Annotated in this window: 12 protein-coding genes; 6 read left to right on the top strand and 6 right to left on the bottom strand. The window is 72.7% G+C overall.

What is annotated here, in order from left to right:
• Positions 1–129 precede the first annotated feature (129 nt).
• Both ABT300_RS34675 and ABT300_RS34670 read right to left on the bottom strand, forming a co-directional pair.
• Entirely contained in the window at positions 130–3021 is a 2892-nt protein-coding gene (locus ABT300_RS34675; RefSeq protein ID WP_351684428.1) for a SpoIIE family protein phosphatase, read from the bottom strand.
• Between the two features lie 266 nt (positions 3022–3287).
• Complete coding sequence (locus ABT300_RS34670; RefSeq protein WP_351684426.1) at positions 3288–3464, bottom strand: hypothetical protein; 177 nt, start codon at positions 3462–3464, stop codon at positions 3288–3290.
• A gap of 369 nt (positions 3465–3833) precedes the next feature.
• Here ABT300_RS34670 and ABT300_RS34665 point away from each other — a divergent pair, with 369 nt between their 5' ends.
• A complete protein-coding gene (locus ABT300_RS34665; protein ID WP_351684423.1) occupies positions 3834–4748 on the top strand; it encodes a HipA family kinase in 915 nt (304 codons plus the stop codon).
• Positions 4745–5029, top strand: a complete 285-nt coding sequence (locus ABT300_RS34660; RefSeq protein WP_351684420.1) for an Rdx family protein — start codon at positions 4745–4747, stop codon at positions 5027–5029. The genes ABT300_RS34665 and ABT300_RS34660 overlap by 4 nt, the downstream gene beginning before the upstream one ends.
• Here the strand turns inward: ABT300_RS34660 and aceB are convergent.
• Positions 5019–6644, bottom strand: a complete 1626-nt coding sequence (gene aceB / locus ABT300_RS34655) for a malate synthase A (RefSeq protein ID WP_351684417.1) — start codon at positions 6642–6644, stop codon at positions 5019–5021. The two genes, ABT300_RS34660 and aceB, sit on opposite strands and share 11 nt — an antisense overlap.
• A gap of 183 nt (positions 6645–6827) precedes the next feature.
• Complete coding sequence (locus ABT300_RS34650) at positions 6828–7499, bottom strand: nucleotidyltransferase family protein (RefSeq protein ID WP_351684414.1); 672 nt, start codon at positions 7497–7499, stop codon at positions 6828–6830.
• 191 nt (positions 7500–7690) lie between these two features.
• Between ABT300_RS34650 and ABT300_RS34645 the strand changes: the two genes are divergently transcribed.
• Positions 7691–8005 (top strand): DUF5955 family protein, encoded by a 315-nt coding sequence (locus ABT300_RS34645; RefSeq protein ID WP_351684412.1) that lies wholly within the window; start codon positions 7691–7693, stop codon positions 8003–8005.
• Positions 8006–8036: 31 nt separating this feature from the next.
• Here ABT300_RS34645 and ABT300_RS34640 read toward each other — a convergent pair whose 3' ends face one another.
• Positions 8037–8837: an IclR family transcriptional regulator gene (locus tag ABT300_RS34640; RefSeq protein WP_351684408.1), complete on the bottom strand. Its 801-nt coding sequence runs from the start codon at positions 8835–8837 to the stop codon at positions 8037–8039.
• A 273-nt stretch (positions 8838–9110) separates the two neighbouring features.
• Between ABT300_RS34640 and allB the strand changes: the two genes are divergently transcribed.
• The gene (gene allB, locus ABT300_RS34635; RefSeq protein ID WP_351684405.1) at positions 9111–10448 is read left to right on the top strand and encodes an allantoinase AllB; all 1338 of its coding nucleotides are present in this window, start codon (positions 9111–9113) and stop codon (positions 10446–10448) included.
• Between the two features lie 110 nt (positions 10449–10558).
• Positions 10559–11674: an allantoicase gene (alc, locus tag ABT300_RS34630; RefSeq protein WP_351684402.1), complete on the top strand. Its 1116-nt coding sequence runs from the start codon at positions 10559–10561 to the stop codon at positions 11672–11674.
• Between the two features lie 56 nt (positions 11675–11730).
• Here alc and ABT300_RS34625 read toward each other — a convergent pair whose 3' ends face one another.
• The gene (locus ABT300_RS34625) at positions 11731–11931 is read right to left on the bottom strand and encodes a hypothetical protein (RefSeq protein WP_351684400.1); all 201 of its coding nucleotides are present in this window, start codon (positions 11929–11931) and stop codon (positions 11731–11733) included.
• A gap of 203 nt (positions 11932–12134) precedes the next feature.
• On the opposite strand from ABT300_RS34625, the gene ABT300_RS34620 reads away from it, so the two are divergent.
• On the top strand, positions 12135–13228 hold a 1094-nt coding region (locus tag ABT300_RS34620), incomplete at its 3' end, for a sensor histidine kinase (protein ID WP_351684397.1).

Genomic DNA, 13228 nt, shown 5'->3' with positions numbered 1-13228 from the left:
CAACAACCACCCCCCCCCCCCATTTTTTTTTTTTTTTTTTTTTTTTTTTTTTTCTGGTGTTTCGACTTCCTTTTTCGGGCGGGGGGGGGGGGGCGCGGGCGGGGACCCCCCCCCCCCCCCCGCCGCTGCTCACCCGCCGGGCGCCGGAAGGTCCTGTTCGGCCCAGATGCACTTGCCGTCGTCGAGGTAGCGGGTGCCCCAGCGCCGGGAGAGGGCGGCGATCAGGTGCAGACCGCGGCCGCCCTCGTCGGTCGACCCGGCCCGGCGGATGCGCGGGGTGGTCAGACTGCCGTCGTACACCTCGCAGATCAGTGACCGGCTGCGCAGCAGGCGCAGGACGATGGGGCCTTTGGCGTGTCTGATGACATTGCCGACCATCTCGCTGACGATCAGTTCGGTGGTCATCACCAGATCGTCCAGTCCCCATGCGGCCAGTTGCCGGCGGACGCACTCCCGGGCCTGGCCGGCTGCCCGGGGATCGTCGGCAAGGCCGCACGTGGCGATGTCCTGGGCGGCGGTGCACCGGGCGTGGGCGATGAGCAGCGCCGCGTCGTCGTTCGTGTCCTCCTGAAGGGGGAGGAGGGCGGAGACGATGATGTCGCAGAGGTCTTCCAGCCGCTCGTGGCCGCCGTCCTCGTGGCTCGGGGAGAAGTACCCCCTCTCTGTCGTGGCGCCGCTCAGCGTCCGCCTGAGCTCGCTGAGCCCCTGATCGACGTCCCGGGCGGCGGACTCCACCAGACCGTCGGTCCAGAGCACCACCAGGCTCTCCTCGGGAAGACTCAACCGGTGAGTGCTGAAAGGCGGGTTCGCGGCGCCCAGAGGCGGATCGCCGTCCACGTCGGGGGAGTGCAGCGTGCCGTCGGGACGGACGACGAGCGGCGGGGGATGGCCGGCAGTCGAGTACGTCAGGGTCCGGGCGACGGGGTCGAACACGGAGTACAGGCAGGTTGCGTAGGAGTCCTCGCCGAGGTCGCTGACGATGTCGTTGAGGTGGTGGAGGAGTTCGTCCGGGGCGATTTCGAGGTCGGCGAGGGTGCGCACCGCCGTGCGCAGCCGGCCCATGGTGGCGGCTTCGGTGATTCCGTGGCCCATGACGTCGCCGATCACCATGGCGACGCGATCCGCGGACAGCGGGATCACGTCGTACCAGTCGCCGCCCACTTCCGTGCCGTGGCCGGCCGGCAGGTAACGGGCGGCTGCCCGGACGGACGCGAGTCGAGGCAGCTCACGGGGCAGCAGGCCGCGCTGGAGTTCCTGTGCGCGGGTGTGTTCCACGTCGTACAGCCGGGCCCGTTCGAGAGCCTGGGCGACCAGGCCGCTCAGCGCGGTGAGCAGGGTGCGTTCGTCGTCGGGGAAGGAGCGCGACCGGGCGAAGGCGACGAAGCAGCAGCCTATGTCCCGCCCTGACGCGATGAGCGGGAGCAGGGCCCAGGCGTTGTTCGTCGAGGCGGCGGCCAGGCTGCTCAGCCGGGGAAAGGACTCGATGAACTCCGCGGTCGACTCCAGGAACCGAGGCGTGCGCGCGCTGAGCGTCTCGGCGGCGACCAGGTCGATCGCCCTCTTCTCGGTGGCTGCCAGCCGCAAGGCCTCCGGATATCCCGCCGCGCCCGCGATGTGCAGGTGGTCGCCGCCGAGGATCTCCACCAACAGCCGGTCGGCCCCGAGCGGCGGCAGAACCCGCTCGGCGACCACCCGCACCACGTCCTCGGAGGTGACGGCTTCGGACAGGGCCGCGGTCAGTTCTTCCATCCGGACGGTCCGTGCGGCGGCCAGCGCGGCGCCGGAGACGGCGCTGCCCACGCTCAGCGCCTCGTCCGCCGCTCCGCCCACGCCCTGAAGGTCCTCGTCCGTCACGTCGACGAGGTGGACGGCCATGCCCTGGCCGGACCGCGCGGGGACGCAGCGCAGGCGGAAACGCCGTCGGCCGCTCGGCCAGGGGAGTGCGAAGCTGAGGGTCCTGCCCTCTCGGGCCGCGCGTCGGCATGCGTTCTCCAGGCCGGGTACGGCGCCGAGGGGACCGTCCCACACAAGGCCGCCGATCAGTCGGCGGTCCATGCCGAGGACCTGTTCCGCCTCCTCGTTGACGAAGGCGGTGCGCCAGTCCTCGGAGACGATCAGGAGCCCCTCGCGCATGGTCTGCAGGGTCTGCATTCCACGGCTGGGCGGCTCCGGCATCCGGCCGGCCCACCACAACGCGCCCACCACCAGGTCGGACGCACCGTGTCTGCCTCGCACCAGGCGTCCGCGGGCCCGCGCCCGGGAGAGCGTGCCGTCGTCCTGCCGCAGGAGGTACTCCGTGTCGTAGGGGGCTCCGAGAGCGATCGCCGTACGGACGTCGGTGATGACCCTCCGCCAGCCGGCGGGGTCACCCCGTGCGCGCGGAGCGTGGCCCGCCGGGTCTGCGATCAGTTCGCCGAACGCGAGGGAGCCGCTGTCGACGTCGAATTCCCAGTCGCGGAAGGGAACCGTCCGCAGCAGGCGGTCGAGGGAGGAGTCGATCAAGGGCGGCGCAGCGGCCGGCTGTCCCTGGGGCGCGGTGCTGTGCCCGTTCTCCTTCTCCAGTTGCAGGGCGGCCCAGTCCGCCACCTCTTGAAGACTGGCACGGTGCGCCGAGTCCGGTTCACCGGGCGTCGTGGTGAGGACGGAGAGCGCCCCGATGGGGCCGTCGGCGCTGAGCAACGGCACCGCAGCCAACCCGAAGACCGTGCTCCCCGTCCCGCTGCCGGCGGCCCAGGCGAAGGAGCCTGTCCGCATCGCCCGGGCGAACGCCCCGTAGCTGGGCAGCGTCGTCCGTGATCCGACGCCCTGCCCGCACGCGGCCACCACCCGCAGTCGGCCGGGTTCGGGGCCGCGCCAGTGGACGAGGCTTCCGGCGCCGTCGAGGAAGGCGGCGGCCCGACGCATGGCGAGCCGCAGCACCTGGGCTCCGTCGAGTTCCTCGTCCTGGGCCACGGGCAGCCCCAGCCGCACCGGTTCTGTGCCTTCGGTGTGGTTCCCGGGCCCGGTAGCTGTACCCGACACCCTGCCTCCTGCTGTGTCGGTTGCGACCGCGGAGCGGTGCCGATCCGAAAGCTGCGAGGAACCCGTCCGCGTGTGCCGTTGGCCTTCACCGTAACGCCTGGGGGAATGCGGCGCTGGCTGTGACCGGCCCGTTCTGGACTGTTCATACGGAGAGTGACGACGGGGACGTCAGGGCGGGCCGCTGCGAGGTATGAGCCCGCCATGAAGGCAGGGCCTCTCGGCGGGAAAACCGACAGGCCCTGCTTCGATCAGCGTGAGCGCGCGGATCAGAAGGGGCTGCACACCGTTCCGTCGCGGTTGCAGTCCCACGGTGCGTCGGCTTGCGCGCTGCCCTTGTCCGTCGTCAGGGCGCCGACGATGATGCCGCTGAGCGCGGCGACCACGGTCAGTCCCGCGGTGAGCCGCTTGAGGCGGCGCGATCCATTGTGTCGAGAAGAGCTCATGGAGACATCCCTTGTCCGGCAACGGTGTGCGTCGAGCCCGCAGAGAGTGATCGTGTTCGGGCCCGACCTCACTGTAGGAGCCGGTTCCCCGGCGCCCCCGGTACCCGGGAAGCGAATCGGGGGACGGCGCTTGCTACCGGGGTACTACGGCCCCTCGTCCAGAAGACCGAAGGCGTCGGTGCGTGCAGGGCCGGGCCGTTCGAACCGGGGCCATGACCCGACCGAGGAGGGGGACGTGCGCGGCCGTGCGCCCCCGGCCGTCGCGCTTGGTTACTATGCTCACTTCATGCCGGGAGCCGGAGGCGAGAGGCGCACAGCCTTGAAGCTGGCCGTGGAATATGAGGTCAATGACTTGGGGGGCCTTCGAAGATGTTGAGAGAGGTCGCCGCAACTCGCTATGTCACACCCCTGCGGTCGGGCGGCTCCGTGCCCGGCGTCGTGGAGGCCGACGACCTCGGCACCTACGTCGTGAAGTTCACCGGCTCCGCGCAGGGCCGCAAGGCCCTGGTCGCCGAGGTGATCGTCGGCGAGCTGGCGCGCGCCCTCGGACTGCGCTTCCCCGAACTGGTCCTGGTGCACTTCGACCCGGCGCTCGCGTCGCACGAACCGCATCAGGAAGTGCGCGACCTCCTCGACGCCAGCCACGGCCTGAACCTCGGCATGGATCTGCTGCCGGGCGCGCGGGACTTCACCCCGCAGGCCGCCGAGTCCTTCGCCGTGGACCCCCTGGAGGCCGGCCGGATCGTCTGGCTCGACGCCCTGACCGTCAACGTCGACCGTACGGTCCACAGCTCCAACCTGATGCTGTGGCCCACGTTCGGGACCGTGCCGCCGCGGCTGTGGCTGATCGACCACGGGGCGGCCCTCGTCTTCCACCACCGCTGGGACGCGTCCGCGCCGGAGCGGGCCTACGACTTCCGCCACCACGCCCTGGGCCGCTACGCCCCCGACACCCGCGCCGCCGACGTCGAGCTGGCCCCCCGGGTCACCGAGGAGCTGCTGCGCACGATCGTGGCGGAGGTCCCGGACGCCTGGCTGGACGGCGAGGAGGGCTTCGCGACGCCGGACGCCCTCCGGGAGGCGTACGTGCGCTACCTCCACGCGCGCGTGACGGCCTCCGCGGCCTGGCTGCCCACCGGCTTCCCCACCCGGGAGGAACTCGCCGCCGAGGAGGCCCAGCGGGCGGCGAAGACCCGTCAGGGCCGCCCGAGTTGGCTCAAACAGGTCCCCGACCTGCACGGCGAGCCGGCGGCGGAACAGGATTGGTCGGTGCACCTCGGATGAGCCACGCCGTACAGATCGAGTACTGCACCCAGTGCCGCTGGCTGCCCCGCGCGGCGTGGCTGGCACAGGAGTTGCTGACGACCTTCGAGACGGAGCTCGCGGAGCTGTCGCTGAAGCCCGGCACGGGCGGCGTGTTCGTCGTCCGGGTCGACGGCGAGGTCGTCTGGGACCGCCGTGCGCAGGGCTTCCCGGAGCCCACGGCGGTGAAGCGGCTGGTGCGCGACCGAGTGGCCCCGGGACGGACCCTGGGCCACTCGGACCGTCCGGACGTCAGCCCCTGAGCTGCTCGTAGGCCGGCAGGGTGAGGAAGTCCGCGTAGTCCTCGTCGAGCGCGACCGTCAGCAGCAGGTCGTGCGCCTGCTGCCAGTGGCCGGCCGCGAACGCGTCCTCGCCGATCTCGTCGCGGATCGCGGCGAGTTCCCCGGCGGCGACCTTGCGGGCCAGCTCGGGGGTGGCCTTCTCGCCGTTCTCGAACTCCACCCCGGCGTTGATCCACTGCCAGATCTGCGAGCGGGAGATCTCGGCGGTCGCGGCGTCCTCCATGAGGTTGAAGATGGCGACCGCGCCCAGGCCGCGCAGCCACGCCTCGATGTAACGGATGCCCACCTGCACGGCGTTGACCAGTCCGGGGTAGGTGGGCCTGGCGTCGAGCGAGTCGACGGCGATCAGGTCGGCGGCCTCGACGTGGACGTCCTCGCGCAGCCGGTGCTTCTGGTTCGGCCGGTCGCCGAGGACCCTGTCGAAGGACTCCATGGCGATCGGCACCAGGTCCGGGTGGGCCACCCACGAGCCGTCGAACCCGTCGTTCGCCTCGCGGTCCTTGTCGGCCTTGACCTTCTCGAAGGCGACCTTGTTGACCTCGGCGTCGCGGCGGGAGGGGATGAACGCGGCCATGCCGCCGATGGCGTGCGCGCCGCGCCGGTGGCAGGTGCGCACGAGCAGTTCGGTGTAGGCGCGCATGAACGGGGCGGTCATCGTCACGGCGTTGCGGTCCGGCAGGACGAACCTGGGCCCGCCGTCACGGAAGTTCTTGACGATGGAGAACAGGTAGTCCCAGCGGCCCGCGTTCAGCCCCGAGGCGTGGTCGCGCAGTTCGTAGAGGATCTCCTCCATCTCGTACGCGGCCGTGATCGTCTCGATGAGCACGGTGGCGCGCACGGCGCCCTGCGGGATGCCGACGTGGTCCTGGGCGAAGACGAACACGTCGTTCCAGAGGCGGGCCTCCAGGTGCGACTCCGTCTTCGGGAGGTAGAAGTACGGGCCCTTGCCGAGGTCGAGGAGACGCCGGGCGTTGTGGAAGAAGTACAGGCCGAAGTCGACGAGGGCGCCGGGCACGGAGCGGCCGTCGGCGTCGACGAGGTGACGCTCGTCGAGGTGCCAGCCGCGCGGCCGCATCACGACGGTGGCGAGCTCGCCGTTCTCCTTCAGCGCGTACGACTTGCCGGACGCCGGGTCGGTGAAGTCGATGGCGCGCGTGTAGGCGTCGGCCAGGTTGACCTGACCGAGGACGACGTTCTCCCAGGTCGGCGCGGAGGCGTCCTCGAAGTCGGCGAGCCAGACCCGGGCCCCGGAGTTGAGGGCGTTGATCGTCATCTTGCGGTCGGTGGGGCCGGTGATCTCGACCCGGCGGTCGTCCAGGGCCGCGGGGGCGGGCGCCACCCGCCAGGAGTCGTCCGCGCGGATCGCGGCCGTCTCCGGGAGGAAGTCGAGGGTGCACGTGCGGGCGATCTCGGCGCGGCGCTCCGTGCGGCGGACGAGGAGCTCGTCGCGCCGCGGTGTGAACCGCCGGTGCAGTTCGGCCACGAAGGCGAGCGCCGGCTCGGTGAGGACCTCCTCCTGCCGCGGCAGGGGCTCGGCGTCGACGATGGCCAGCGGGGACGGCGCTGGTGCGGACATGAGCGGTCACTTCCTTCAGCGGTGGCACCGGGTGCCAGGCGAACCGGGTACGGCGAGCGAGGCGCCGGACGGGCCAAGCCCTTCTGGACAGTGGATACTAGTTTCCTCATCGTGGAAGTTCAATGGTTTGTTGACGTCGAGAGTCTCCTTGTCGAGGCACAGTGGCGCTCGGTGCCAGGGGGCTCACTCGAGGTGGGCGAGATCCTCCGGCGTGTCGATGTCGAACGGCCGGGCCACGTCGCCGCACTCGACGAGGGCGAGGGCCTCCCGGTGCGCGCTCAGATAGGCGCGCGCCCCCCGGTCGCCGGTCGCGGTCGCGGCGACGCCGGCCCAGTGACGGGAGCCGAGCAGGACCGGATGGCCGCGCTCGCCGTCGTAGGCGGCCGACACGAGCGAGGACTCGCCCTCGTACGCCGCGAGCACCCGCGCCACCGCCTGCGGACCGATGCCGGGCTGGTCGACGAGGAGGACCAGCGCCGCCCGCGCGCCGACCTCCCCGGTGCGCGCGCCGGCCGCCGAAGGGCCGTCGGGGGAGGCCGGTCGGGGCAGCGAGGCGAGGCCGGCGCGCAGTGACGTGCCCATCCCCTCGGCCCAGTCGGGGTTGTCCACCAGCACGCAGCCCTCGAGCCGGGCCCGCTCCCGTACGGCGCCGGCGGCGGCTCCGAGCACCACGTGCACGCGCGTGCAGCCCGCCGCGCGCAGCGTGCGCACCGCGTGCTCCACGAGCGGGCGTCCCCGGTGTTCGAGCAGGGCCTTGGGCCGCCCTCCGAGCCTTCGCCCCCCGCCCGCCGCGAGGACCAGGCCCACGACCTGCTCCCCGGCGCGCGTCCCGCCCCCGTGTTCCGTGTGCGTCATGCGTCCTGCATACCTGACGCGGCGTCGGACACATGGTCTCCGGAGGCTGAATTTCGGTCCGCGCTGTGGCGCACCCGGCAGGGGGTGGCGTTTACTGGCCCGCGCGTCCCCCGGCGTACGACCGGCGCCACGGGGAGGCGGGGGCGGGAAGGCGCGCACTCGTGCCCGGCGGGGCGCGAGGGGGGAGAGCTGTGTTGCGGAGCTTGGGGCAGAGGGCAGTGACCGGCAGCGACGAGGACCCGAGAGTGACGGAACTGCGGGCCGCGGTGTCCCGGCTCCGTCGCGAACTCGCCGCGCACCCGGCGGAGTTCCCCGACCGGGTCATCGCCGAGGACGAACTCGCCGCGCTCGCCGCGATGGCGGCCCACGGCGTCCCTGAGGTGGCGCGGTTACGCCGTTCCCTGCTGCTGATCGCCGGCGCCATCGGCTCGGTGAGCGCGCTGGCCCGCGGCCTGGCCGACGTGCGCTGTGCCGTGGAACTGTTCGGGCGCAGCCCGCGCGGCTGACCCGCGGCAGCAGGATCCGGCGCGGCGTGGGTCAGCCGATCGCGGCGCCCGAGCTGGTCAGGGCCTGCGACAGCTCCGCAGCCACCTGCTGGAGCACCGGCACGATCTTCTCCGTGGCCTCCTCCGTGACGCGGCCCGCCGGGCCGGAGATGGAGACGGCCGCGGCGGTGGGGGAGTCGGGCACGCACACCGCCAGGCAGCGGACGCCGATCTCCTGTTCGTTGTCGTCGACGGCGAAACCGGCCCGCCGGACGTCCGCCAGCGCCGCCAGGAAGCCCTCCGGCGTGGTGATCGTCCTGTCCGTGGCGGCGGGCATGCCGGTGCGGGCGAGCAGGGCGCGCACCTCGTCGTCGGGGAAGGCCGCCAGCAGGGCCTTGCCGACGCCGGTGCTGTGCGGCAGGACCCGGCGTCCGACCTCGGTGAACATCCGCATCGAGTGCTTGGACGGCACCTGCGCCACGTACACGATCTCGTCGCCGTCGAGCAGCGCCATGTTCGCCGTCTCGCCGGTCTCCTCGACGAGACGGGCCAGATAGGGGCGGGCCCAGGTGCCCAGCAGCCGCGAGGCCGACTCGCCGAGCCGGATCAGCCGGGGGCCCAGCGCGTAGCGGCGGTTGGCCTGCTGGCGGACATAGCCGCAGGCCACCAGGGTGCGCATGAGGCGGTGGATGGTGGGCAGCGGCAGCCCGCTCGTCGCGGACAGCTCGCTCAGGCCGACCTCGCCTCCCGCGTCCGCCATCCGCTCGAGCAGGTCGAAGGCGCGCTCGAGTGACTGGACCCCTCCGCCTGCGGACCTGGCGGAGTCGGTGGTGCTGGCGCTCGACGTCGGCACGGCGCGTCCTTTCGCTACGGGCGGGGCTGAAGCCTACCCGTCGGTCGGTTGACTCCCGGCTTGTGCGTAGCTACGTTCTGCTGCATGGAATTGTCATTCCGCTTTGTGGAAATGTCCAGGGTGATGGCGAAGGGTGCGCCGAGGGGGAATGTGCCTCTTGACGGCGCGGGGGCGGGAGTGAAGACTCCTTCAACAGAACGTTGAATTCCGTTACGTGAAGGTTTCTGAACGTTTCTGACAGCTGACCGGAGTGCACGGAAGAGAGGGGTCCGGGTGTCCGAGGCCGAACTGATGCTGCGCTCGACACGCGTCGTCACTCCCGACGGGACGCGCCCCGCGGCGGTCACGGTGGCGGACGGCACGATCACGGCCGTCCTGCCGTACGACGCCCCCGTCCCCGAGGGCGCACGCCTGGAGGACTTCGGCGACGACGTCCTGCTGCCCGGCCTGGTCGACACGCATGTGCACGTCAACGATCCCGGCCGCACCCACTGGGAGGGCTTCTGGACCGCCACCCGCGCCGCGGCGGCCGGCGGCATCACCACCCTCGTCGACATGCCCCTGAACTCCCTGCCGCCGACCACGACGGTCGAACACCTCCGCGTCAAGCGGGAGGTCGCCGTGGACAAGGCGCACATCGACGTCGGCTTCTGGGGCGGCGCCCTGCCCGACAACGTCAAGGACCTGCGGCCGCTGCACGACAGCGGGGTCTTCGGCTTCAAGGCGTTCCTCTCCCCGTCGGGCGTGGAGGAGTTCCCGCACCTCGACCAGGGCGCCCTGGCCCGCTCCCTGGCGGAGATCGCCGGCTTCGACGGCCTGCTGATCGTGCACGCGGAGGACCCGCACCACCTGGACGCGGCCCCGCAGGCGGGCGGCCCCCGGTACGCCGACTTCCTCGCCAGCCGGCCGCGCGGCGCCGAGGACACCGCCGTCGCCCACCTCGTCGCCCAGGCCCGGCGGCTCGACGCCCGCGTGCACGTCCTGCACCTCTCCTCCAGCGACGCGCTCCCGCTGATCGCCGCCGCCCGGGCCGACGGCGTCCGGATCACCGTCGAGACCTGCCCGCACTATCTGACCCTGACCGCCGAGGAAGTGCCGGACGGGGCCAGCGAGTTCAAGTGCTGCCCGCCCATCCGCGAGTCCGCCAACCAGGACCTGCTCTGGCAGGCCCTCGCCGACGGCACGATCGACTGCGTGGTCACCGACCACTCGCCGTCCACCGCCGACCTCAAGACCGACGACTTCGCGACCGCGTGGGGCGGCATCTCCGGACTGCAGCTCAGCCTCTCGGCGGTCTGGACCGAGGCGCGCAGACGGGGGCACGGCATCGAGGACGTCGTGCGGTGGATGTCCACGCGCACGGCCGCCCTCGTGAACCTCGACCGCAAGGGCGCGATCGAGGCGGGCCGCGACGCCGACTTCGCCGTTCTCGCCCCCGACGAGACCTTCACCGTCGACCCGGCGGCGCTCCAGCACCGCAACCGCGTCACGGCGTACGCCGGGAGAACCCTCCACGGCGTCGTGAAGTCCACCTGGCTGCGCGGCGAATGCATCGTCGCCGACGGCGAGTTCACCGAGCCGAAGGGCCGGCTGCTCACCCGCAGCCCCTGACGCCGACGCCGCAGGACGCCCGCACCCGCACCCGCACCGCGACCCCGCACCCGCGACCCCGCACCCGCGACCCCGCGGCGGCCGACTCCCGAAAGGCAGATCTGATCACCGTGACGGCGACGACGAGTTTCACCGGCGACGCGAACCCCTACGCGGGCGGCGACCCGTACGCGGACTACCGCACCGCCGACTTCCCCTTCACCCGGCACGTCGACCTGGCCGACCGGCGGCTCGGCGGCGCGGTCGTCGCCGCCAACGACGAGTTCTTCGCCCAGCGCGAGAACCTCCTGCTGCCCGGGCCGGCCGAGTTCGACCCGGAGCACTTCGGGCACAAGGGCAAGATCATGGACGGCTGGGAGACCCGCCGCCGCCGCGGCGCCTCCGCCGACCATCCGTGGCCGACCGCCGACGACCACGACTGGGCGCTCGTGCGTCTCGGGACGCCCGGCGTGATCCGGGGCATCGTCGTCGACACGGCCCACTTCCGCGGCAACCACCCGCAGGCGGTGTCGGTCGAGGGCGCGTCCGTGGCGGGCTCGCCGTCACCCGAGGAACTCCTCGGCGACGACGTGAAGTGGACGACGCTGGTCCCGCGCACGCCGGTCGGCGGCCACGCGGCGAACGGCTTCTCCGTGGCGACCGAGCAGCGCTTCACGCACCTGCGGGTCAACCAGCATCCCGACGGCGGCATCGCCCGCCTCCGCGTGTACGGCGAGGTCGTCCCCGACCCCGGGTGGCTGGCGGTGCTCGGCGCCTTCGACGTGGTCGCCCTGGAGAACGGCGGCCGGGTCGAGGACGCCTCCGACCTCTTCTACTCGCCGGCCTCCCACACCATCCAGCCGGGCCGCTCCCGCAAGATGGACGACGGCTGGGAGACCCGCCGCCGCCGCGACCGCGGCCACGACTGGATCCGCTACCGGCTCGCCGCCCAGGCGCGGATCCGCGCGCTGGAGATCGACACCGCGTACCTGAAGGGCAACAGCGCCGGCTGGGCCTCGGTGTCGGTCAGGGACGGCGACGACGGCGCGTGGACGGAGATCCTGCCGCGCACCCGCCTGCAGCCCGACGCCGTCCACCGCTTCGTCCTGCCGGAGCCCGCCGTCGGCACGCACGCGCGCGTGGACATCTATCCGGACGGCGGCATCTCCCGGCTGCGCCTGTTCGGCTCGCTGACGGAGGAGGGCGCGGCCCGCCTCACGGCCCGTCACCAGGAGCTGGGCGGCTGACCGGACCGTCCTCGCAGGCCCCCGGAGGCCGCGAGGACCGCCGCCGGGACGCCCGGTCAGTCGGATCCCCGGCTCTCCCCGGCGGCGAACAGCGCGAACGCCAGCACGAGCAGCGCGACGCTCGCGTACACCTCGTGGCCGTCGAGGAAGCCGATCCGCTGCACGAGGCCGACATGCCAGTCGGCGAACTCGTGCAGCAGCCCGAGGACGCCCTGCACCAGCGCGAAGAATCCGAGCAGACCCAGCAGTTCCTTCATGTCCCCGACCCTCGCCCCGCGGATCCCGCCCACGCCATCGGCCGCCGGACGGCGCCCGCGCGACACAGGGCGCGCAACCGGCCGGACGGCCGCCGCCGAAAGAAGGCGGCGGCGCGACTTAGGTCGACCGTCGTCGTCCATCGGTGGACGATCGCCGTCGGCGGGGAGGTGGCCGGGCCGCTTCCTGCGTAGATTCGTGGCCCATGAGGGCAGACGAGGGCAGCGCGCCGGCGCCCGGCTTCACGGGCCCCCGATGGCTGTGGCCGTCGGCGGTCGTCGCCGAGCTCGACCCGGACGCCGAGCCCCGCGGAGCACGGCGCCGGCGCACCGCACGCGACTGGGTCGTCGACTTCTCCTGCTTCCTCCTGGCCGTCCTCGTCGGCCTGGCGGTCGTGGACGCCATGCCGGGCGAGCGCGACCTGCCGCCCGCCGTCGCGGTGGCCGACCAGATCCTGGGCGCCCTCGCCTGCGCGGCGGTGTGGCTGCGCCGCCGGTGGCCGCTCGCCCTGGCCGTCGTGCTGGTCCCGCTCGGAATCCTGTCGACCTCCTCGTCCGGCGCGCTCGTCGTCGCCCTCTTCACGCTCGCCGTGCACCGGCCGTTCCGCTACGCGGCCTGGGTGGGCGGCGCCGAGCTCGCGCTGACCCCGCTGGTCGTCCTGGTGCGTCCGGACCCGGACCTGGCGTACACGCCGTCGGTGGTGTGGAGCGTGCTGATCACCGTCACGATTCTCGGCTGGGGCATGTTCGTGCGCTCGAAGCGGCAGCTGATGCTGAGCCTGCGCGACCGGGCGCAGCGCGCCGAGACGGAGGCCCGGCTGCGCGCCGAGCAGGCGCAGCGGCTGGCCCGCGAGGCCATCGCCCGCGAGATGCACGACGTGCTCGCCCATCGGCTCACCCTGCTCAGCGTGCACGCGGGCGGACTGGAGTTCCGTCCCGACGCGCCCCGCGAGGAGATCGCCCGGGCGGCCGGCGTCATCCGGGAGAGCGCCCACGAGGCCCTCCAGGACCTGCGGGAGATCATCGGCGTTCTGCGGGCCGGCGAGCCCGACGACGGAGGCCGGCCCCAGCCCACGCTCGCCGGGCTGGACACGCTGGTCGCCGAGTCGCGCGGGGCGGGCATGAAGGTCGCCCTCGACCAGCGCGTCGCCGAGGCCGCCGCGGTCCCCGCCTCCGTCGGCCGTACTGCCTACCGCATCGTCCAGGAGGGGCTGACCAACGCCCGCAAGCACGCCCCGGGCGCTGAGGTCGCGGTCACCGTCTCCGGCGGCCCCGGCGACGGCATCGCCGTCGGCGTGCG

Origin of the sequence: Streptomyces sp. NPDC001027 (assembly GCF_040299045.1) — a bacterium.
GTDB lineage: Bacteria > Actinomycetota > Actinomycetes > Streptomycetales > Streptomycetaceae > Streptomyces.
The sequence above is the reverse complement of the archived record's forward strand: the minus strand, read 5'-3'. Positions and strand labels throughout refer to the sequence as shown.